We start from the raw sequence: 20,146 nt of genomic DNA on the forward strand, positions 1-20,146 counted from the left end.
GTGTTCGAAAATGTCCAGGTGGCGGATCTCACGTGGCCCGAGGCGGGCGAGCGTGCCGCCGCGGGGGTGATTCTGGCCGTGCCGGTGGGCGCCACCGAACAGCACGGTCCGCATCTGCCACTGTCCACGGACACCGACATCGCGGTGGCATTGTGCACGCGGCTGGCCGCGCTGCGGCCGGATGTGTTTGTCGCGCCTGCTGTCCCGTACGGCTCCAGCGGTGAGCACGCGGGCTTCCCCGGCACCCTGTCGATCGGGCAGGCCGCGTTGGAGCTGCTGATCATCGAGCTGTGCCGTTCGGCCACCGAAACGTTCGACCGCATCCTGCTGGTCAGCGGGCACGGCGGCAATCTGGAGCCGCTGCGCAAGGCGTGCGCACTGTTGCGCGGCGAATCCCGTGACGTGCACATGTATATGCCCCGATATCAGGGCGATCCACACGCGGGGCGCTCGGAGACCTCGATTCAACTGGCGCTGGCGCCGGGCCGGGTCCGCGCCGAGCGCGCGGTTGCCGGTGATACCCGGCCGTTGATCGAGATCCTGCCGCTGATGCGCGCGGGGGGAGTTCGTGCGGTGAGTGCCAACGGTGTACTCGGCGACCCGGCGGGCGCGACTGCGGACGAAGGCACAGCGCTGCTCGCGCATCTGATCACCGATCTGAACGACCAGATCCGGCTGTGGTGGCCGGCAGCTTCCCGGGAAAGGACCGGAACATGAACCCGTGGTTCGAAACAGTCGCCGAGGCGCAGCGGCGTGCGAAGAAACGTTTGCCGAAATCCGTGTACGGCGCGCTGATCGCCGGATCCGAGCGTGGCCAGACCATCGAGGAGAACCAGCTCGCCTTCACCGAGCTCGGCTTCGCACCCCATGTCGCTGGTCCGATCGGTGACCGAGATCAGTCGACAACCGTACTGGGGCAGCAGCTTTCGATGCCGGTGCTGATCTCGCCGACCGGCGTGCAGGCCGTGCACCCCGATGGTGAAGTGGCCGTCGCCCGCGCCGCGGCGGCACGCGGGATCGCGATGGGGCTCAGCTCCTTCGCCAGCAAGCCCATCGAAGAGGTGATCGCGGCCAACCCGTCGACCTTCTTCCAGCTCTACTGGTGCGGCAGCAAAGACGAGATCCTGCAGCGGATGGAGCGGGCGAAGGCAGCGGGCGCCGTCGGGCTGATCCTGACCCTCGACTGGTCGTTCTCGCACGGCCGCGACTGGGGCAGTCCGGTGATTCCGGAGAAGCTCGATCTGCGTGCCATGCTGCGCTTCGCGCCGCAGACCCTGATCAAGCCGCGGTGGCTGAGCACCTACTTGAAGTCGGGCCACATTCCCGACCTCACCGCGCCGAATATGGCCATCGGCGACGGACCCGCACCGGGGTTCTTCGGCGCCTACGGCGAATGGATGGGCACCCCCGCACCCGACTGGGCCGACGTGCAGTGGATCTGCGAACAATGGGCGGGCCCGGTCATGCTCAAGGGCGTGATGCGCGTGGACGACGCACTGCGCGCGGTCGATTCGGGCGTGGCCGCTATCTCTGTCTCGAACCACGGCGGCAACAATCTCGACGGCACCCCCGCCGCAATCCGCGCGCTGCCCGTCGTCGCCGATGCTGTCGGCTCGCAGATCGACGTGGTGCTCGACGGCGGCATCCGTCGCGGTAGCGATGTGGTGAAGGCGGTCGCGCTCGGTGCGCGCGCGGTGATGATCGGTCGCGCCTACCTGTGGGGCCTGGCCGCCAACGGCCAGGCCGGCGTCGAGAATGTCCTCGACATCCTGCGCGGCGGCATCGACTCGGCGCTGCTCGGGCTGCGTAAGACGTCGGTGCAGGACCTGGATCGGTCGGACCTGATCGTGCCGGAGGGCTTCGAGCGTGCGCTCGGGATCCCCGCGCGCCCCGTCGACGTTCCAGCGCGCTCGGCCTCGGAGCCGGTCGTCGCCGGATAGTCGGTGGATGGCTGCCCCGGACCGCGTCCGGGGCAGCGTGGGCCGGCCTGGGATCTGCTCGGCAGGGCTGTGGCTTACATTGCGAGCCAGCCATGTTCGGTCAGTCCGGAGCCACCGCCTTGCGATGGTGGGCGAGCAGGGTGTCGTAAATATCTGCGAGCGCGGCTAGTTGCTGACGGTCGAGAATGTCGACCATGTGTCGGCGCACGCTGTCGACGTGGGCGGGCGCGGCGGTCGCGAGGACGTCGGCGCCGCGCGGTGTCAACCGTGCCGCCGTGCGGCGGGCGTCGTCGGGGATCGACTCCCGTGCGACCAAGCAGCGTTTCTCCATCCTGGTGATCTGGTGGGAGAGCCTGCTCTGCGACCACTCGAGCTTCGCGGCCAGGTCGGCGAAGGTGAGCCGATGGTCGGGGGAGTCGGCGAGATAGGCAAGGACCGAGTATTCGACGTAGGTGAGGTTCGACTCGCGGGACGAGTCGCGCCCGACCGCCGCGGCGATGAGATCGCGGGTGCGCACGAAGCCGAGCCACGCACGCATTTCGACGTCATCGAGCCACTGGGGATCGGTCACGATAGCGCTCCAAACTCTGACATGTCATATAAATTGTCGCGTGCCAGTCGACCCGCTGACAACTTGTCAGAACTGAGAGGTAGCACTACGGAGTTGAACGTGCAACCTTATTGGCAATGTCCACAGGAAGGCGGCCGACTCGCCTTCGCTCGGCCCAACGCAAGCCGCGGATAGACCTCGTCCGACGATGCCTATTAGGCTTGCCTAAGCATCGGTCGGCTCCTGGGTGGTGGATACGCTTCCTGTGCTCATGACCAGCCCCGGCTGTACTCAGCCGCAGGCCCGCCCGAAGGAGTGCGTCCCGTGACCGCGCCGGATTTCCGCTATTCAGATCTGCTGCCGATCGGGGCCGACGACACCCCCTACCGGTTGATCACCACCGAGGGCGTCAGTACCTTCGAAGTCAACGGCCGGACGTTCCTGCAGGTCGAGCCCGAGGCGCTGCGGCTGCTCACCGCCGAGGCGATGCACGACATCAGCCACTATCTGCGACCCGCGCACCTGTCCCAGCTGCGCAAGATCATCGATGACCCGGAGTCCAGCGGCAACGACCGCTTTGTCGCGCTCGACCTGCTCAAGAACGTGAACATCTCGGCGGGCGGCATCCTGCCGATGTGTCAGGACACCGGCACCGCAATTGTCATGGGCAAGAAGTCCGAGGGTGTGCTGACCGGCGTAGACGACGCCGAATGGATCAGCAGGGGCGTGTTCGATGCCTATACCAAGCTGAACCTGCGCTACTCCCAGCTCGCGCCGATCACCATGTGGGACGAGAAGAACACCGGGACCAACCTGCCCGCCCAGATCGAGTTGTACTCCACCCAGGGTGATCCCGCGCATCCGTCCTACAAATTCTTGTTCATGGCCAAAGGCGGCGGCTCGGCGAACAAGTCGTTCCTCTATCAGGAGACCAAGGCGGTCCTGAACCCCGAGCGCATGCTGGAGTTCCTCGACGAGAAGATCCGCTCACTCGGCACCGCGGCCTGTCCGCCGTATCACCTCGCGGTGGTCATCGGCGGCACCAGTGCCGAATTCGCTTTGAAGACGGCGAAATACGCCTCGGCGCACTACCTGGACAACCTGCCGACCGAGGGTTCACTCGCAGCGCACGCTTTCCGCGATCTCGAGCTCGAGGAAGAGGTCTTCAAGCTCACCCAATCCTTCGGTATCGGTGCGCAATTCGGCGGCAAATACTTCTGCCACGATGTGCGCGTGGTGCGGCTGCCGCGTCACGGCGCCAGCTGCCCGGTGGCGATCGCGGTCTCTTGCTCGGCCGACCGGCAGGCTCTCGCCAAGATCACCCCGGAGGGTGTGTTCCTGGAACAGCTCGAGCGCGAGCCCGCGCACTACCTGCCCGAGCAGACCGACTCCATCCTCGGCGGCGACGTAGTGAAGATCGATCTGAACCGGCCGATGTCGGAGATCCGCGTGGAACTGTCGAAATATCCGGTGAAGACCCGGCTTTCGCTGACCGGTCCGCTGGTGGTGGCGCGCGATATCGCGCACGCCAAGATCAAGGAACGCCTCGACGCGGGCGAGCCGATGCCGCAGTACCTGCGCGATATGGCCGTCTACTACGCGGGCCCGGCCAAGACCCCCGAGGGCTACGCATCGGGTTCCTTCGGCCCGACCACAGCAGGTCGGATGGATTCCTATGTCGACCAGTTCCAGGCCGCGGGCGGCTCGTTCGTCATGCTCGCCAAGGGCAATCGCTCGGCCCAGGTGACCAAGGCGTGCAACGAACACGGCGGCTTCTACCTCGGTTCCATCGGCGGGCCGGCCGCGCGTCTCGCGCTGGATTGCATCAAATCCGTCGAGGTGCTCGAGTATGAAGAGCTGGGTATGGAAGCGGTCTGGAAGATCGAGGTCGAAGATTTTCCCGCCTTCATCGTGGTCGACGACAAGGGCAACGATTTCTTTGCCGAAACGCAGAAGCCTATTGCGCTTCGGGTGCGTACGCGCTCCAAAGAACGCGTCTGATATGGCCGTTTGACCGCAGCGCGGGCAACTATGCGGACATCCGAATGTCACCCCGATCGCCGGGGTGGCGTTTGCCGTCACAGCAGGCACTCTTAATCGAGGACGTCGCCGCACAGTTGTGCCATGGAGGTCGAGGAGGGCAATGAGTACGACGTTTCGTATCTCCGAATCAGCCAGCCGCCGGTTGGCCGAACGCGCCGCACGCGAGGGAACCAGCTCGATCGCATTGCTCAGCCGCCTGATCCGCGAGGGGTTCGACCAGCTCGATCACCCCGGCATCGTTTTCCGCGGCCCCATCACCGACCGCCGTGCGGCTCTGGCGGCCGGGCCCGATGTGTGGGAAGTCGTTGCGCGACTGGAGGAACTCGATGGGCCGGTCGAACGCCGGATCGCGGTATTGAGCCAGCAATCGGATCTGCATTCCCGCAAGATCGAGCTCGCCGTCGCCTATGCGCGTGATCACGGCAGCGAGATCGTTGAGCGAATTGTCCGGAATCGTGAAGCCGCAGAGGAGATCCGGCGGGGGGTGTGGGCGAGCTCGACGTCACCGGGTGTGCGTAGTCGACCAGTGTGAACAGGTGGTCAAGGGAACTCGGGGTCGCCGATGCGGTGTGCATCGGTGACCTTCCCGTCGGTGCGCCTCCCCATGTTTGGTCGTGCGGGAAGGGGTGTCGTGCAATAAAGTTCGTGCGATGTGGGCGATCGTCGGGCGGTGGATACCCGATCGTGACGGCGGGTTCGGTGTCGTGACCACCGAGTCGTGTGACGAGCTCATGGTGCGGGACGCGCTCATCGAGGCCGACGGTCCATTGCGGACGGGGGATCGGGTGTGGGTCGAGTTCGTCGATGGTACGGACGCGGGTGCTGTCATCAAACTGGTGAAGGCGCCCTAGATTCCGGATTTGGTGATAGCAGAACCCATGCTTCAGTGATCCACAACACTGGAATGGATTGTGGACAAGGGCCATTCCTGTGGATAACACGCTGTGGGACACGCCGATTCGGCCTTGCTCGACGGTAACTCCTTACGCCAGATGTGGATTCTGGACAACGGTGTCCCGAGGACAAGGTGTTGTCACCCCGTTTGCCGGCATGTCGCTGAATTCGTCGCGCCACGCGGCTTGCGGTTCCGGCGTATGCGAGCCTGTCGAGCAGCGTGCGGCCGTTTTGCCGCTGGATCGGGCCTGAGGCAACCTGCCGCAGGAAGCCGTTAGTATCGCCCCCATGCTGAAGTGCGGAGTGCAAAGGAATCGGATCCTGCTCGCCCTGCCTGTCGCGGTGTTCCCCGCGCTGGTCGCCACCGCACTGGCCCTGCCGACCGCGTCCGCCACGCCCGTCGACGAGCGGGTGGTGACCGGGTCGGCGAGCGGCACCGAGGGGCTCGAGCCGAAGCTTGCGTTGGCCTATTCGCTGGCTCATGACCAGGCCGAGGTGGAGGGAGTGGAGCTGTCGATCACCTCGGGCTATCGCACGCCGGAGCAGCAGGAAGAGCTGTGGCTCAACGGGCTGCAGACCTACGGCAGCCCGGACGAGGCGCGGCGCTGGGTGCTGCCGCCCTCGGAGTCGACGCATGTGTCGGGTCAGGCGATCGATGTGGGGCCGCGGGGTGGTGCGCAGTGGCTGGAAGTGAACGGTAACCGGTGGGGGTTGTGCCGGATCTACGAGAACGAGTGGTGGCACTTCGAGCTCGCCACCTTGCCCGGCCTGGCATGCCCGCCGCTGCGCGCGGATGCCAGTGGGCGGTAGCTGGGCCGCTACAGTGGATCGCCGTCCAGTAGCGGTTCCATACGGCGGTAGGCGTCGTAGTCGCGGAAGTGGCGGGAGTAGAAAGTTCCGCCGGTCTCTAGATTGTCGTCGACGGCGGGGGCTACGTCGACAAGGTGCTCGAGTGACCAGGTGACGGTGTCGCCGCGCTCGTTGCGATATCGCGCTTCCTGGTCCTCGGCCTTGGTCCGCGCTGCCGTCCGCGCGGATTCCACCGAATCGGCGAACACGAGGATGAAGCACTCTTCGTAGAGCGGCCGGTAGTCGGGTGCGTCAGAGGTCGATTTGTAGAGCGCCACCGCCACGTACGGACTGGTCCGGGTGCGCTCCAGCGCTTCGGGCGGCAGCACCTGCTGTGCGCCGAGGACTTCGAGGCCGAGCAGCGTGCCCGACGCGCTGATGTCGAGCACCACGGTCCCTCTTTCGATCGCCGTGACGACCCGTTGTGCAGCCGCACCTGGGGCGATGCTGTCGGCGATGTGGCAGTACGCGGCATCGGCGGCCGGGTCGTAGGTCATCCGCATGTCAGATTCCTTCGTCGGTGTCTTTTCGCCATTGTGTCGCAGAGCACTCCACCGTGGCCTCTGCATTCTGGGACCATGTGGTCTCAGAATTCCAGTGTGGCTCGGAGCGACGAGTTCGGCCGAATCGACAGTCGGTGTCGTGACAGCGGTCGTCGCCAACCGCGACCCGAATTCGCCGCTGTACGACAGGATCGACCTGAGCCGGACCTTCTTCGCCGGACATTCCGGCGGCGGGCAGGCCGCTTTGCAGGCGGGGTCGGTGTTCCCGGGTATCGCCTCATTGATCGATCCGGCGATGCGGGTGCGCGGCGTACTCGCGGTGCAGCCGGGCCCCTTGGCGGTCGGCGCGCTGGTCGGCGTGCCCACCTTGTTCCTCACCGTCTACAACGATTTCGTGGTGCCCGACTTCGCCTGGGTGCGCTGGTGGCAGTACAACCTGACCTTCCGCGCGTCGGGGTGGATTGCAAATGCTCGTGGCGTCAGCCATTGCAACGTCCTCTGGTGCAACGGAAAACCGTTGCCGCAGGACGTCTTCGTCGCCCTGCTCGTCCATGCCGGCCAGATCGTCACGGCGCTACTCGGACTGCCGCGTGGCGCAAGATAGGGATGTTCTGCCACCTGATGCGGCCCGCAGCTCGGCGAGGGCAATACGTCGACCGAGATCGTGTACGTCAAATCTCATGGATCAATTATCGAACATTTCAGCGGGCAGGTCGTTGTGCCACGAAGTTGGCAATATGTGGCGGCTCATATGAATCGAGCTCATCGGCACAGCTCGCCAGCGCCTCGTCGAGCAATTCAATTCGCTCTGCTATCGGTATACTCATAAGGCTGGGTAAGAATGTAACCATGGAGCCATGGCGATAGAATCCGTCGAGCGTGAATCGAAATGCTTCACTCGGTGACAACGGCAGCTGCCAAGCTTCGATATGTACGTTGTCGAAGCCTGCTGTACGCAACTGCTGCGACTCCCAAGAAGTATCTGTAAACTGTTCGGACGACTCGGCGTTCTCCTCGGCCGGTTCAATATGATGCCGTGCGAGCGTCGATCGAAGGTGATCGACATAGACTTTACCGAACGAGTTGTACCATCGTCCGTTGATTTTCATCTCACCGAGATACTTTGTGAGGTTGAAAGCCCACCGCCCTCCAGGTCTCAGTATCTTGTACGCCGCCCTATGGAGGTTCGTACGGGATTGGTATGTGTAGTAGTAGGTAAAGCTGGAAAGGATGACGTCACAGTCCAGAAAGCTGGCATCCGTAGCCGACTCGACTAAATCTTCTGCGCCACCCTGAGCCCATTCGACGCCGCAAGGGAAAATTTTACCCGAGGCGCGTTCGAGCATGGGGAGACTTGGTTCAAGTGCTAGCAACCTTCCTGACGGGCCTGCAGCTTCGGCGATGGATTCAGTCGAAATTCCGGTTCCCGCTCCGACATCTATGGCCAAATTTCCTGGCTCGACCACAGCCAGGCTCACGAGATGATCGGCAGCAGATTTATAGATGTGTGAGTATCTTCTGTTCAGGCCCTCATACTGGTCGGGATAATCTACAGGCAACGCATTCCAGTTGAATACAGGAATTTCGTTATTTGGCATTGCAAGCTCCATCGTAAGGTAATCCGAATCCGGTCCGCTCGGGAGATCGGCTGGATTACCTGAGCTTGCTCATGCCCCACTGGGCGGATCCGGTCACAAGCGCGGCAAGGGCAAATGTGAGAACTCCCGTCGCCGGGTTGGCGGCGAACGCAGCTGGGATGGCAATGATGGCGCCGCCGGATATTGCAACGATCGGCTCTATTGTTGATGACCAGATGCGGTAAGTAACACAGCCGCTGATCGTTTGTCCCTGTCGTGGTTCCCAGCTCGTGTGCGAATACACCGCGCGACCGTCGATCTCCGCAGTCCTCTCAACGGCATGCAATGAGGTGTCGTTACTGTCGACGCTCAAGCTTGCCCCTTTCGGGAATTGCATTTTGGTCTCGAAATGATTGGTGCGGGACAGAAATGTGTAGGTCCATACAAACGTGTGAGTTGTGTAGAACGTGCCCCGCTTTGTGGTATCCACAGAGCTTTCCAGCGAGTAGCAGAAGTTGAGTTCTATCGCCGATCCTTCAAGGCAATCCGACAGATCGAAAATTACAATCGTACACGCAATGTCGTTCGAGGTGTCTACTTGCTCGACCCGATAGAGCAACGGGGATGGACGTGTAGTTATGTCGACAGCAAAAGGTGGGCGGTTGGGTGTGTGTGGAATACGCCAGCGGTATTCTGGTGAATCGTCGACGAGCGGGCCCAGGCACATCAATACACGAATTCTTCGTGTAAGGTCTCCATGAGCGGAAAGTTCGCTGTCGAAAGTGACAGCAACAAGCCTGTGGGGAGACGGGGTTGCATCCCCGAAGGCCTTATCCTGCTCGCGCAGCTGACGATATATTGCACGCTCGTTGGCTGAACCGCGCCGAGATGGGGAGTTCGTACGCTCGTCACTGGCATTCATTTGTGCCTTACCGTATAGATGGATCGCTGAATTCAAGGCTACGTCACTTCGCGGTATCAGCGCCCCGGAACTCTTCACCCGTATCGACCGGTTTGCCGGCGGGCACGTAGCTCTGCAGCTGGGCCGAGCGCACCACCCGAACAGTCGGTTCGACTAGCGAATGTGGTTGTTCCACAACAGTCTTCGAGTGTCCCGTGCGGGACACCCGAGCGTGCGACGGAGCCGCCCACACACCCTGACCACGCCCCCTGGTTAATTGACCTTCCGTAGGGCTCTCAGAGGTCGCGGCCGATCATGAACAGGTCGGGGTCGAAGTCATGTGACCCGTCTTAGCGGATGTGGAGTCCGTCCAGCAACCTGCCTGCTAGTGCCTCGTTCGGATAGGTTGCGCTGGCGATCCGATGTGCCTACGGTTATATCCGGGCTGCGGGCACCGCCCCGAACAGGCTCGATCAGTCGGAGCAGGCCGAGCGATCGGTGCCGCGACTGCGAAACAACCGGCGTTTTCATTCGCGCCGCGTGGCACCCGCGTACATTCAGGGAACTTGCTCGGGCTGTTCCCTATGCGAAGGGATCGCCGTCATGAGCGTGCCTGATCGCCGATGGATGCGCAGCACCGCATGCGCTGCGCTCGCGGTTGTTGTCGCATTCGCTGCCGGAGCTTGCGGATCGGACCGTCGCAGTGACGTCGAGGAACACACGACCGCGCCGGGAACGGAGACTTCGCGCGTCGACGGCCCCGAAGCCGCGCGCATCGTCGAGGTCGTCCGCGGCGAAGTAGCCGAGCTCAATCTCAGCGCGGCCGTATTCGGTGTGTGGCATGGCGACGACGAGATCGTCCGCGGTGCGCTCGGGGGATCCCCGCTCGGCATTTCGGCGACATCCGATATGCGGCTGCGGGTGGGGCAGCCGATGGAGCCGATGCTTTCGACGGTGCTGCTGCAGCTCGACAAGAAGGGGGTGGTGCGGCTGGACGAGCCCATTGCCAAGTGGGTTCCCGACTTCCCCCGCGCCGACAAGATCACCCCGCGGATGCTCGCCAACGGCACCACGGGCATCGCGGACTATGTCACCGATCCAGAGTTCCTGCGGCGCTTCTACACGAACCCGATCGCGGGGTGGACCGCGCAGGAGATCTTGGAGCTGGCCAACTCGCGTCCGCCGCTGTTCGAACCCGGCACCAGCTGGGCGTATGCCCACAGTGACCTCACCCTGCTCGGCGTGGTGCTGGAGAAGGCGACCGGTCAAGCCCTCGGCGACCTGCTCGAGCAGCACGTCTTGGACCCGCTGGGCATGCACCACAGCGCGGTGGTGCTCACTCCGCAGATAGCCGAGCCGATCCTGCACGGCTACACGAACGAGCGCCACGTATTCGAGGACTCCACGTTCTGGAATCCCACGGCCTTTCTGAACAGCGGCAACATGAACTCCACCGTCGCCGATGTTGCCGTGTGGGTGCGTGCGCTCGGCGCGGGCAAGCTGCTCTCCGACACGCAGTTCCACGAGATGATGGCGGCGTCGACGGTAGGACTCGGACCACTGACCGCACAGAAGTTCTTCGCGTTCGGCGTCGTTCATTTCGACGACTGGCTCTTCATGAACCCGGCATTCGGCGGCTACAACGGTGTTGCCTTGTACGACGCGGAAACCAAGACGACCATCGTCGTCTACGTCACCCTCGGGCCGAGGGCCGACGCCAACCTCAACAACGCGGTCCCCATCGGCACCGCGATCGGTGCCGTCGTCGTGCCGGACCGCCCGCCGCATGTCTCATGATCTTCCACTAGCGACCTGGTCCGGTGGCCCGGAAGCGTCTGCCGGGACCACCGAGTCGGACATGTTCAGCTGACCTGGACGGTTTCGGCCCGGGTCGGTGTACCGGCTTCGTTTCCTGGCATGTCCGGCAATGTGAGTCCCCCTTCGATCGTGTTCGCTACCCGGCGGCGGTTGGGGGAGCCAAGGGCTGTGGTGAGGTCGGTGCCGTCGTGTTCGGCGAGGAGGTCGCCGCTGTCCCAGACCAAAAGGGTTGCGCTGACGGTGTTTTCGGCGGCAGAGTGGGCGAGGTCGTAGTGCGCACAGCCGGGGACGTGGGTGTAGGTGATCCAGAGGTCGTAGCCGGTCATGAACAGGTCGAGATCGAATTGGACGCTGAGGCCGAGTAGTTCGCTGCGGCCGTTGTCGTCGACGCCTGCGAAGGCTTCGTCGAGTGCCAGGAGGCGGGGGGCCTGGGGGTCGGCGGAGTCGAGCATGACATGGGCGGCGGCGAACAAAGGCAGGTGCAGCGACACCGACTGCTCGCCGCCGGACAACGCGCTGTGGCGGGCGACGGTGAGTTTGTCTTCGCTGCCGTCGGCGGAGATGAGGGTGAAAGAGAAGACTCGCCAGGTCCGGTAGTCCAGTGTTGCGGCAAGGATTTCGGGGTAGGAGCGTTCGGGGTGGGCGGCGCGCGCGGTGCGGATTTCGGAGGCGAAGTGAGCGCGGATGGTGGCGAGATCCTCGGCGACCAGTGACGAGGAGTCGCGGTCGAGAAGCTTGCACATCGCGCGCGCCGGATCCGACAGGGTGTCGGCCAGCACCCAGTGCACGCCGATGGTGTTGCCCGAGGACATCCGCCGCTGCTTCATTTCCGCGCCCATGCGGGCGATAAGATCGCGGGCGTCGCTGGTGCGTTCGTAGATCTGCTGGGCGAGTCCGGTCAGCAGCGCGTCTTCCAGGATGCGGCGTTCGGCGTCGGTGAGCAGCAGCTCTTGATCATGGCGGGCCTGGTCGATGCGGGTCGCGAAATCCGCGAGCGCGGACAGTCCGTGGTCGTCTTGGACCTGGACGACGGTCAGTCCGTCGGCGGCGTCCCATTGCAGCCGATAGTCCCGGCCGCACCCGGCGAGTGCGGCATCGAACTCCTGCAGCGCCGCGGTGACCGCGCTGCGGGTGGACTTACGGGCGGCCTCACCGGCGCGCACCGAAGCTGTTGCCGTGGAGAGATTTTCGAACAGCTCGGCGACCTCCTCCGGCAGCACCTGCGGTTCGGCCGCTGGCCCCGCCGCGGCGATCCGGTACAGCAACTGTTCGGGAGTCGACCACGCGGCCGCACTGCTGGGCCAGCGACCGTCGGCGGGCGTGCCCAGGAGTGTGAGCAGGTCCGGTTGTGCGTACGGGGCAAGACTTTTCACATCGGCGAGCACCTCGGTGAGTGCGGTGCCGAGCGATTCGTGTGCGGTGCGGTAGGCGGCCTCGGCATCGCCGACCGCTTCGATCGCTTCGTTGGCGGCCTTGCGGGCGGCCTTCTGCCCGGCCCGTGTCGCCTCGATCTTTTCCCGCGCCTGGTCGAGTTCCCGATCGATGTCGGCGGCACCCGCACCGAGCGCCTCGCGCAGCGTCTCCAGCTTCCGCAACTGTTCCTGGTAGCCGGCCTGCGCGGCTTCGGCCTCCTCGGCGAATGCCTCGGCGAGATCACGGGCCTCGTCGAAACGGTCGACGCCTTCGCGTTCGCGTTCACGCTCCCGCTCGTGGTCGGTGCGCAAGCGCAGCAGGCCTGTTCCGGTGTTCTCGAAATGCCGGATGGCAGCGGCGAGTGCGTCGATATCGCGGGCATCGCGCGGCGTGCGGTGCTGGACCGCGACGGCACGTAGCTTCTTCTCGACCGCCGACACGTCCGCAACAGCTTGGTCGAGATCGCGCTCGGCCTGTTGGACCGCCTCGGAGCGGGAACGCATCATGCCCGCGGTCTCCGAGACCGCGCGCAGCGCCGCCGCTACTGCGGTCGGGCGGGGCAGTGCCTTCGCGGCCGCGGAGATGCGGGCGAGCTCGGCGGCGGCCGCGGCCTCTTGGTCCTGCGCCTGCTGCCGCACACTCTCAGCGGCCTCGATCGCCGCCGAGAGTTCGGTCATGCGGATTTCGCGGCGCTTGGCGCGTGCGGTCGCGCCGATGAACTCTGCGTCGGGCTTGTGGTGGCGGCCGACCTGAACGCCCTGGCGGAAGCCACCGGTCGTGCTGACCGCCACTGCCGCACCGAGATCGGCGTCGCCGTCGTGCAACGCGATCGAGGCCAGCACTTCGGCGACAATCGGCTTCGGCACGGTGAGTTCGTCGGAATCGTCCTCGACGACAAGGACATCGGCGAGTGTGCGCCCCGTCGGCCGTGCCGTCGCGGGCAGGGGAACCAGGAACTGATCGGAGGCGTAGTCGGATGGCAGCTCGGATTCCGCGCAGACCCAGCTGTCGAGCAGGTCCGCGGCATGCAGCGCGGCCTCGATACCCGCTGCTGTCGCCGGGGTGACATCGTCGGCGAACCGGACCAGCCGCCACAGCGGTGCGCCGGGCCTGCCCTCCCTGGCATCGGTGCGGGCGACGTAAACCGGTGGCGCCTCATCGCGTTGGGCAGCCACCCGATCGCGCTCGGAGGTGAGTTCGGTGATCCGTTCGACTGCTGCCGCCGCGGTGGCTCGTGCTTCTCGGCGGCGGTTACGGATCTCTTCCAGCAGCGGTTCGGCATGTTCGGTGAGCACCTCGGACATACCCGCGGCCTCGTCGGTTCCCGCGTGTGCCAGCGCCGCGTCGAGTGCCTGGAACAGCCCTTTCGCGATGCGGGAGTATACCTCTCGGTGCGCGTCCCACCAGGACCGCAGTGCGCCCGCCGCCTCGGTGCGCGCCAGCACCACCGCCGCCTCGGCGTGTGCGACCTCGGCCGCGGCGGACTCACGCAATTCCCTTGCCCGCTCGGCCAATCGCTCGGCCCTGGTCCGTTCTGCGGCCGCGGAATCCATCACACCAAGCGCCTTGCGGACCGCGCGCACATCGGCGTCGCGTTCCTCGGCCTGACCGCGCACCGCCGCCGTCAGCTGGTCGGCGCGGGTCTGTTCGGGCAGCGCGGTCCAGTTGATGCCCGCTTCCTCGGCCGCGGCGCGCAGCTCGTCCTCGCCGCGAGCCAGTGCGGCCGCCGCATTCCGCACCGCCGCCTTGGCGCGCTCGGCCTCCTGGCCGCGTTGATCGAGGGTCTGGCGCGCCTTGAGCGCCTTGTCGCCGTGCACGCCGGCCGAGGTCTCCAGCCTGCGCACGGCGTCGGCGAGATCGTCGAGCTGCTGCTTGCCCTCGTAGGCGCTGGAGCGCTGCAGCGTTTCCCGATCGGAGAGAGCCTGTTCGTAGGAGCGGTCGGCATCGTCGGCGCGTGCCTCGGCGGCGGTGCGTTCGCTCTCGCGCCGCTCGCGCAGCGCGGTCGCGGCGAAAAGAGCGGTGCCGGCGTGGGTCACTGCGTCCAAGCGGGCGCGCACTTGATCGACATCCGTCTTCGCCTGCACCGCAAGGTATTTCCGGTACACGCCGACGAAAGCCCTGGTCGCCGTGTCGGCATGGACCAGGCCCTCCAGGGTACGACCGACCTCCTCCATATCGCTGAAGGACCGTGCGGCGTCGAGGATCAGCTGCTCGTCGAGCGGCCGCAGACCGTCGGTCAGCGCCTGCGAAAGGCCGCGCGGGTCCAGGTTCTTGGCCAGTTGTGGACGGCGCAGCGTGAGGATCAGGTTGATCAGCTGGTCGTAGCGCTGGGTGCCGAGACCGAACATGCGCGCGTCGATGGCGGTGCGATATTCGACCGGCCGATCGACGATGGCGTCGGTGCCGATCTGCTCGGCGAGCTGTTTGCGCGTCAGCGGCCTGTCGTCGGGTCCGATGAGCGAAAAATCGACGCCCGCACGACCATCGGCGACGAAATACCAGCGGGTGACCTTGTCGGAGGAGCGCGTCGCCCGCATTCCGATGCCGACAGTCACCACCTCCGGGTCCGCCCAGCTGCCGCGCGCGAACTCCATCCACACATAGGAGTAGGCCGATTCCTGCTTGCGGTACAACAGGTTCGACTTCATCGTGCGCTCTTCACCGGCGAACGGATTGAGCCTGCGTGGCTCGATCCTGCCGTCCAGCACGAACGGGAACAGCACCTCGAGCGCCTTGGTCTTGCCGGAACCATTGGGGCCGCGCAGTACCAACCTGCCGTCGGCGAAACAGAATTCCTGATCGCGATAATCCCACAGGTTGACAATTCCGGCGCGGGTCGGGACGAACCGCACTCCGCCATGAATGAGCGACATGATCTACATCCCTTCCGTACCAACGCTGTCGGCCCCGATGGTGTCGGAGGCGGTGACGAAGAGTTCCGCGGTTCGCTTGGTCCGCACCGTGACGACCGCGCCGCGATAGCGGGCCAGAGCGGGCAGAATGACCAGCCCGTCCGAGACCGCGCGGAGCAGGCGCAGGCGCTCCAGCAGCGCGACGACCTCGGTGGTGAGACCAGGAACGTTGGCCTGCCACTGCGCGGCGAAGGTGAGGCCGTAACGGTCGGTCAGCGCCTGGACCGTTTCCCGCACCCAGGCCGACTCGATGAACGGATAGGTCACTTCCTCCGGCGCTTCCGCGGATGCTTCCCGCACCGAATCCGGTTCGCCCGCACCGAAATCCGTCGACGGCAGATCGGCTAGCGGGGCGAACACCGTGGCTGCCGGGATGACGTCGTCGAGTTGCGCTGCCAGTGCGGCCGCTGGGTCCGGCGCGGCGGGGCGTCGCGGCACCGGATTGTCGATGTCGAGCACCCGATCGGCGATCTCACCGACCAGCAGCAGCGCCACCTGGGCCAGGGTCCCGGTGCCGGGAAACCTGATGTCCGAGAGTCGCCCAGAGGTATCGATGAGCGCGACGCCCTCGGCCCGGCGTTCGGCGCGCAGACCGGTGAACAGCTCCACATCCGCGACGACCCGGTCCTGCACGAGCAGCGGGCGTTCGTCGTCGGCGAGGTCCTCGGCATAGACGACGGGGCGCTCGACGAGGGTCCTGCGCACCCGGCGGGCACTGTCGGAAATATGCGCGGGCCCGGCCGGATGGGCCATCGCATCCTCGGTGAGCAGCCCTTCCACACTGTGCAGGTGCTGCAGCGCCCGTGGCGGACGGAACAGTGCGAACACCACAGGGCGGTCGATGTCGTAGAGAGCCTCGCCTGCTTCCGGGTCCGCCGCCCAACCGCCCGCATCGCCGTCGGCGAGTGTAAGTGCGCCGCGCGCTGCCAGCCAGCCGATCGCATCGACGAAGGCGTCGCGGTCCGCCGCCCGATCCGGGGCGAGTTCGAGTCCGTCGACTCTGCCGGTGTAGGCGGCGACCTGATCGGCCAACTCCGACAAGGTGATCTGGTCGCCCGCGCGGCCGAGCGCGGCCAGCGCCAGCGCGAGGTAGGCGTAGCGGCGGCGATCGAAAACGCGGTCGGCGACGGTACGGGCGGGCTTGCCCGCATCGAGCCGGTCGATCACCGGGAAGACCCGAGCCGTGGCCTCGGTGACCTCCAGCCGATAGCCGAACAGCGCGGCGAGGTCTTCCCGCAATTCGGTAGCCCAGCGGCGGATCAGCGGCAGCGCGATCCGGTCCGGGTAGGTCCGGGTCACCAGGTGATTCGCCAGGATCACCCTGGCTGCGCGCTGGTAGTTGTCCAGCGCCAGCGAGTCGATACGGCGTGCGTGGATCATGCGCGGCCCCCGCGTGATTCGGACTTTCCGGCGGCGGTGCGTGTCCGGGTCGTCTGCCGGACATCGAGCTTGCGATTATTCAGATGTAGCAGCCCGCGTGTGGTACGTACGACCGTCGGGGCGGCATGCTCCGACACCGTGAGTGTGACTCCGCTATCGGAGCCCGTTGTCCCGTCCACCCGCCCGCTCACCGGCACCCATGCCGTCGAGGCCGCATCGAGCAGCCGCAACAACACCTCGGTCTCCCGCTCGTCGAGCACCCGTTCGTGCACGTCCGCGGCGGCGAGGGACTTCGCGGCCTCGGCGCGTGCCCGCTGCGCATCCAATTGCGCTTCCCGCAATCGCCGAATTCCCGCATCATTGCGCTGAATTCGCGCGGGAGCACCCGCCGTCGGCGGGCGGCCGGTCTCGGCCAAGGTCCGCGAAATCTCGAGTGGCGGCGCGTCCCACCAGGATCGAGTGGCCGGAATCAGTTCCGCGTCTGGATGCTCCAGCGCCAAATGTCGCGGCCTGCCCAAGCCGAACACCGCATCGAACAGTGCATGTGCACTGTCGGTACTGGGCGCGGCGGTGAACCAGCCGGCCAGGTGCCGCAACGCGGACTCCCGGCTCACACCACCCCGTCGGGTTTCGGTCACCCGTCGCAACAGCGACAAGACCGCGGCGATTGCGCTCATGGTCGCTTCGCGCAGCCGCTCGGCCTCGGTCGACGACGTCTCGCCGGTTTCGGCCGCCGCCGCCACGAACCAGGTCCGCAACCCGTGCCATCGCGCCCGCCAATCGGCTTGCCGTTCGGCAAGACTCAGCAAAACCCGCTCATCGCAGCTCGCCGCCCGCTCGACGAGTTCCGCCGCGCCGGTCTCTTCGATCTCCCCGATCGCAGCGGCCAGCCGTGGCGCGAAGCGCGCGAGGTCCATGCTGAAGTCCCGCATGTGTGCGAGCAAGGCATCCTTGTGCACGAGAAACGACTCCGGGGTGATCTCGGTGGTGCGCACCATGTCGCCGAGCGAAAGATAGAAGTGCGCGGCCCGGGCGGCCATATCCGACAGGGTGGCGTCGAGCCGCCGCAGCGTCCGGTAGACGCGCTCCGCGTCGCCGGCCCGGTTGGCCTCGGCGAGCGCATGGAGATCGGCCAATAGTTCCGGCAGCACCAGCCGCGACAACGACGCCTCGTCCAATCGGGACTCCAGCACACCTGCGACCGCACGATATGCCTGGAACCCGGCCTGCGTCAGCTGATAGACGTAATGCCGATTGCGATACTCGGCCAGCGTGGCGGCCCGGGTGCCGTCATAACTGCGCTCGAGCACCCCCCACTGATGCAACTGGTCGAGCAGCGGCCCGATCTCCGCCCCCGTCAGCCGCGGCACCTCCAACTGCCCGTCACCCTCGACCAGCTCGGCCCGCGGACGCCCCCCGTTGCGGTCGATCCACTCGGCCACATCGTCGGCGTGTAACAACACGACATACGCCGCCCGAGCACTGTCGAATGCCCGCAGCACCCACAGGTACTCGGTCCGCTTCTCAGCGGTAGCGAAAGAAAACAGCCGCAGCCGTTCATCCCACAGCGCGGGCGCGGCACTCGGCAAGCCGTCGACGGAGTCGGTCACCGGGAACAGGGTAGTAGCGGGGTGGTCGCCGCCTACAAGAACGACCCCCATTCGGCGTGGCTGTGTCCGGTTTGCGAGCGTTCGCCACGCGGTTGTGCGAGGTCGCGGCTACCGAAGGCGCTGAGGTATCAGACGAGCGGTTCGCCCCGGGCACGGACGCGTCCGAAGTATCGATGCCGTCGCGGTGGTGCAGGCTGCTCGGCCCTCGGTTCGTCGGTCATGACCGGCCGTGGCGAATCGAACGCTACGGCGAATCAGCATGTGCCGACCGGCAAATGATCACTCGGTCGCCAGCGACCGCAGCTGGTCGAGGTACACCAGCGTGCGCGGATCACCGGGGAACCGCTCGATAATTTCCCGAGCCGTCTCGCCCGCGATCCACATCAGGGAGGGCAGGGATCGGCGTCTCCCCGCGAACGCCCGCATGCCCTCGTGCAGCGCCAACTCCAGGTCACGGCGGCGCACGGCCACTACGGCGAGGGTGAGACGGGCCTCCGACACTCGCATCGGGTTGCGGACGGTGCCGTCCGCCCGGGTCGAGTTGCGGATGACTTCTCGGGCAAAGGATTCGGCGCGCGAATCCTCTCCGGCCACGCGGCAGCAATCCATGGCGTAGAAATCGAACTTGTTCGGATCGACGACGAAATGGTTGTCCAGATTCGAGGGATGGTCGAGTCGCTCCAAGATTGCTCGGCCCTCGTCGAGCGACGCCTCGACCTCGCAGCGCTCGCCGAGGCGAGCCCACGCCTTCGCACGTTGTGCGGACAGCTGGACGCCGACACCGAGGTTCCGGCTGGTCCGCAAGGCCAGATCGACGGCCTCGATGGCGCCACGATAATTGCCCTGGGTGAGGGCGAACCAGGCCGCCATTTCCGCACTCCACCCGATGATTTCGGCGTTTTCGGCCTCCTGGCCGAGCGAGTAGGCGGCGCGACGGGTCGCCTCCGCGGTGGTCCGTCGGCCGAGGTCGTAGTCCACGCAGCCGACCAGCAGCGCGACCCAACCGGCGAGCACCAGTATTTCCCGGTGTTGCAACAACGTCAGGCGGCCGTCGAGCAACGAGGTGATACGCCGCAACCATGCGGTTCCCTCGATGTGCAGATCGTGCGGGTCGGCGTAGGGGTACTCGCAGCACAGCCGCTCGGCGGTGATTCGAATGGCATCGAGGGTGGCCGTGGAGACATCGGACATACGGAGCCTGCCGATGAACTCCAGGGTGTCCATGCCGGTGGCCGAGAGCAGTTCATCGTCCCGGTTCGGCCTGGCCTTGGGGAAGAACGCCGCGGTCACGGTGTCGAAGGCGGCGGCGATGATAGGGGCATAGAAATCATCGGGACGCGACTCGCCCGATTCCCAACGTCGCCAGTTACGCAGGAGTGTACTGTCGGTCGGCAAGTTGTGGGATGACTTGAGGCGCATAACGCGGACGGCATCTGCTTGTGACCACCCCCGTGCGTCGCGCTCGGAGCGCATCCGGACAGCCCAGACGGGTCGATCGTCTCCAGCGGCCACGTCTGTAGTATCGCACCAGTTAACGTTCGGTGGCCCGGATAGGGCATTTAGATGTCACTGGGTTGACAGCTGCATTCGCAGCATGTCGTCCTACATGCTGGGTATGGGCGCGGAGAGTTTGCCGCCCGCCGAATGCAAGAACATCTGCTCTTGCAGGAACGCAATACCCCACCAATGGGGAGATCCACATAAGAGAACAGCGATCCCCAATCCAACGGAGGTTCGGGTGGAAGCGTTGATCTAT

The 20,146-nt window shown here is 65.5% G+C and carries 16 protein-coding genes; 8 read left to right on the top strand and 8 right to left on the bottom strand.

The window, feature by feature from the left end:
• On the top strand, nt 1–717 hold the full coding sequence (mftE, locus tag OHQ90_RS21880) for a mycofactocin biosynthesis peptidyl-dipeptidase MftE (RefSeq protein ID WP_328400293.1): 717 nt from the start codon (nt 1–3) through the stop codon (nt 715–717).
• Nucleotides 714–1,940, top strand: a complete 1,227-nt coding sequence (mftD, locus tag OHQ90_RS21885) for a pre-mycofactocin synthase MftD (protein WP_328400295.1) — start codon at nt 714–716, stop codon at nt 1,938–1,940. Before mftE ends, mftD begins: the two co-directional genes overlap by 4 nt.
• 100 nt (nt 1,941–2,040) lie before the next feature.
• Here the strand turns inward: mftD and OHQ90_RS21890 are convergent, their stop codons facing one another.
• Nucleotides 2,041–2,511, bottom strand: a complete 471-nt coding sequence (locus OHQ90_RS21890) for a MarR family winged helix-turn-helix transcriptional regulator (RefSeq protein WP_328400297.1) — start codon at nt 2,509–2,511, stop codon at nt 2,041–2,043.
• Nucleotides 2,512–2,814: 303 nt separating this feature from the next.
• Here OHQ90_RS21890 and OHQ90_RS21895 point away from each other — a divergent pair, with 303 nt between their 5' ends.
• The 4 genes from OHQ90_RS21895 (at nt 2,815) to OHQ90_RS21910 (ending at nt 6,237) form a co-directional block, all read left to right on the top strand.
• A complete protein-coding gene (locus tag OHQ90_RS21895) occupies nt 2,815–4,491 on the top strand; it encodes a fumarate hydratase (RefSeq protein WP_328400299.1) in 1,677 nt (558 codons plus the stop codon).
• 142 nt (nt 4,492–4,633) lie between these two features.
• Complete coding sequence (locus OHQ90_RS21900; RefSeq protein WP_328400301.1) at nt 4,634–5,065, top strand: hypothetical protein; 432 nt, start codon at nt 4,634–4,636, stop codon at nt 5,063–5,065.
• A gap of 118 nt (nt 5,066–5,183) precedes the next feature.
• Nucleotides 5,184–5,384, top strand: coding sequence for a hypothetical protein (locus OHQ90_RS21905; protein WP_328400303.1), 201 nt, complete (start codon nt 5,184–5,186; stop codon nt 5,382–5,384).
• A gap of 331 nt (nt 5,385–5,715) precedes the next feature.
• Nucleotides 5,716–6,237 (top strand): M15 family metallopeptidase, encoded by a 522-nt coding sequence (locus OHQ90_RS21910; RefSeq protein WP_328400305.1) that lies wholly within the window; start codon nt 5,716–5,718, stop codon nt 6,235–6,237.
• An 8-nt stretch (nt 6,238–6,245) separates the two neighbouring features.
• Here the strand turns inward: OHQ90_RS21910 and OHQ90_RS21915 are convergent, their stop codons facing one another.
• Complete coding sequence (locus tag OHQ90_RS21915) at nt 6,246–6,779, bottom strand: DUF4288 domain-containing protein (RefSeq protein WP_328400307.1); 534 nt, start codon at nt 6,777–6,779, stop codon at nt 6,246–6,248.
• A gap of 139 nt (nt 6,780–6,918) precedes the next feature.
• Between OHQ90_RS21915 and OHQ90_RS21920 the strand changes: the two genes are divergently transcribed.
• Entirely contained in the window at nt 6,919–7,383 is a 465-nt protein-coding gene (locus OHQ90_RS21920) for a hypothetical protein (protein WP_328400309.1), read from the top strand.
• A gap of 97 nt (nt 7,384–7,480) precedes the next feature.
• Here OHQ90_RS21920 and OHQ90_RS21925 read toward each other — a convergent pair whose 3' ends face one another.
• Both OHQ90_RS21925 and OHQ90_RS21930 read right to left on the bottom strand, forming a co-directional pair.
• The gene (locus tag OHQ90_RS21925; protein WP_328400311.1) at nt 7,481–8,377 is read right to left on the bottom strand and encodes a class I SAM-dependent methyltransferase; all 897 of its coding nucleotides are present in this window, start codon (nt 8,375–8,377) and stop codon (nt 7,481–7,483) included.
• A gap of 55 nt (nt 8,378–8,432) precedes the next feature.
• A complete protein-coding gene (locus OHQ90_RS21930; RefSeq protein WP_328400314.1) occupies nt 8,433–9,278 on the bottom strand; it encodes a hypothetical protein in 846 nt (281 codons plus the stop codon).
• A gap of 582 nt (nt 9,279–9,860) precedes the next feature.
• On the opposite strand from OHQ90_RS21930, the gene OHQ90_RS21935 reads away from it, so the two are divergent.
• Nucleotides 9,861–11,054, top strand: a complete 1,194-nt coding sequence (locus OHQ90_RS21935) for a serine hydrolase domain-containing protein (RefSeq protein WP_328400316.1) — start codon at nt 9,861–9,863, stop codon at nt 11,052–11,054.
• A gap of 65 nt (nt 11,055–11,119) precedes the next feature.
• Here OHQ90_RS21935 and OHQ90_RS21940 read toward each other — a convergent pair whose 3' ends face one another.
• The 4 genes from OHQ90_RS21940 to OHQ90_RS21955 form a co-directional block, all read right to left on the bottom strand.
• Nucleotides 11,120–15,361 carry a TIGR02680 family protein gene (locus OHQ90_RS21940; RefSeq protein ID WP_328400318.1) on the bottom strand — a complete coding sequence of 1,414 codons (4,242 nt, stop codon included), beginning with the start codon at nt 15,359–15,361 and terminating at the stop codon, nt 11,120–11,122.
• 3 nt (nt 15,362–15,364) lie between these two features.
• Nucleotides 15,365–16,777, bottom strand: coding sequence for a TIGR02678 family protein (locus OHQ90_RS21945; protein WP_328413020.1), 1,413 nt, complete (start codon nt 16,775–16,777; stop codon nt 15,365–15,367).
• A complete protein-coding gene (locus OHQ90_RS21950; RefSeq protein WP_328413022.1) occupies nt 16,777–18,333 on the bottom strand; it encodes a TIGR02677 family protein in 1,557 nt (518 codons plus the stop codon). Before OHQ90_RS21950 ends, OHQ90_RS21945 begins: the two co-directional genes overlap by 1 nt.
• A gap of 336 nt (nt 18,334–18,669) precedes the next feature.
• Entirely contained in the window at nt 18,670–19,809 is a 1,140-nt protein-coding gene (locus OHQ90_RS21955) for an XRE family transcriptional regulator (RefSeq protein WP_328400320.1), read from the bottom strand.
• Nucleotides 19,810–20,146 lie beyond the last annotated feature (337 nt).

The sequence above is a fragment of the Nocardia sp. NBC_00403 genome, assembly GCF_036046055.1.
In the GTDB taxonomy this organism is placed as follows: Bacteria; Actinomycetota; Actinomycetes; order Mycobacteriales; family Mycobacteriaceae; genus Nocardia.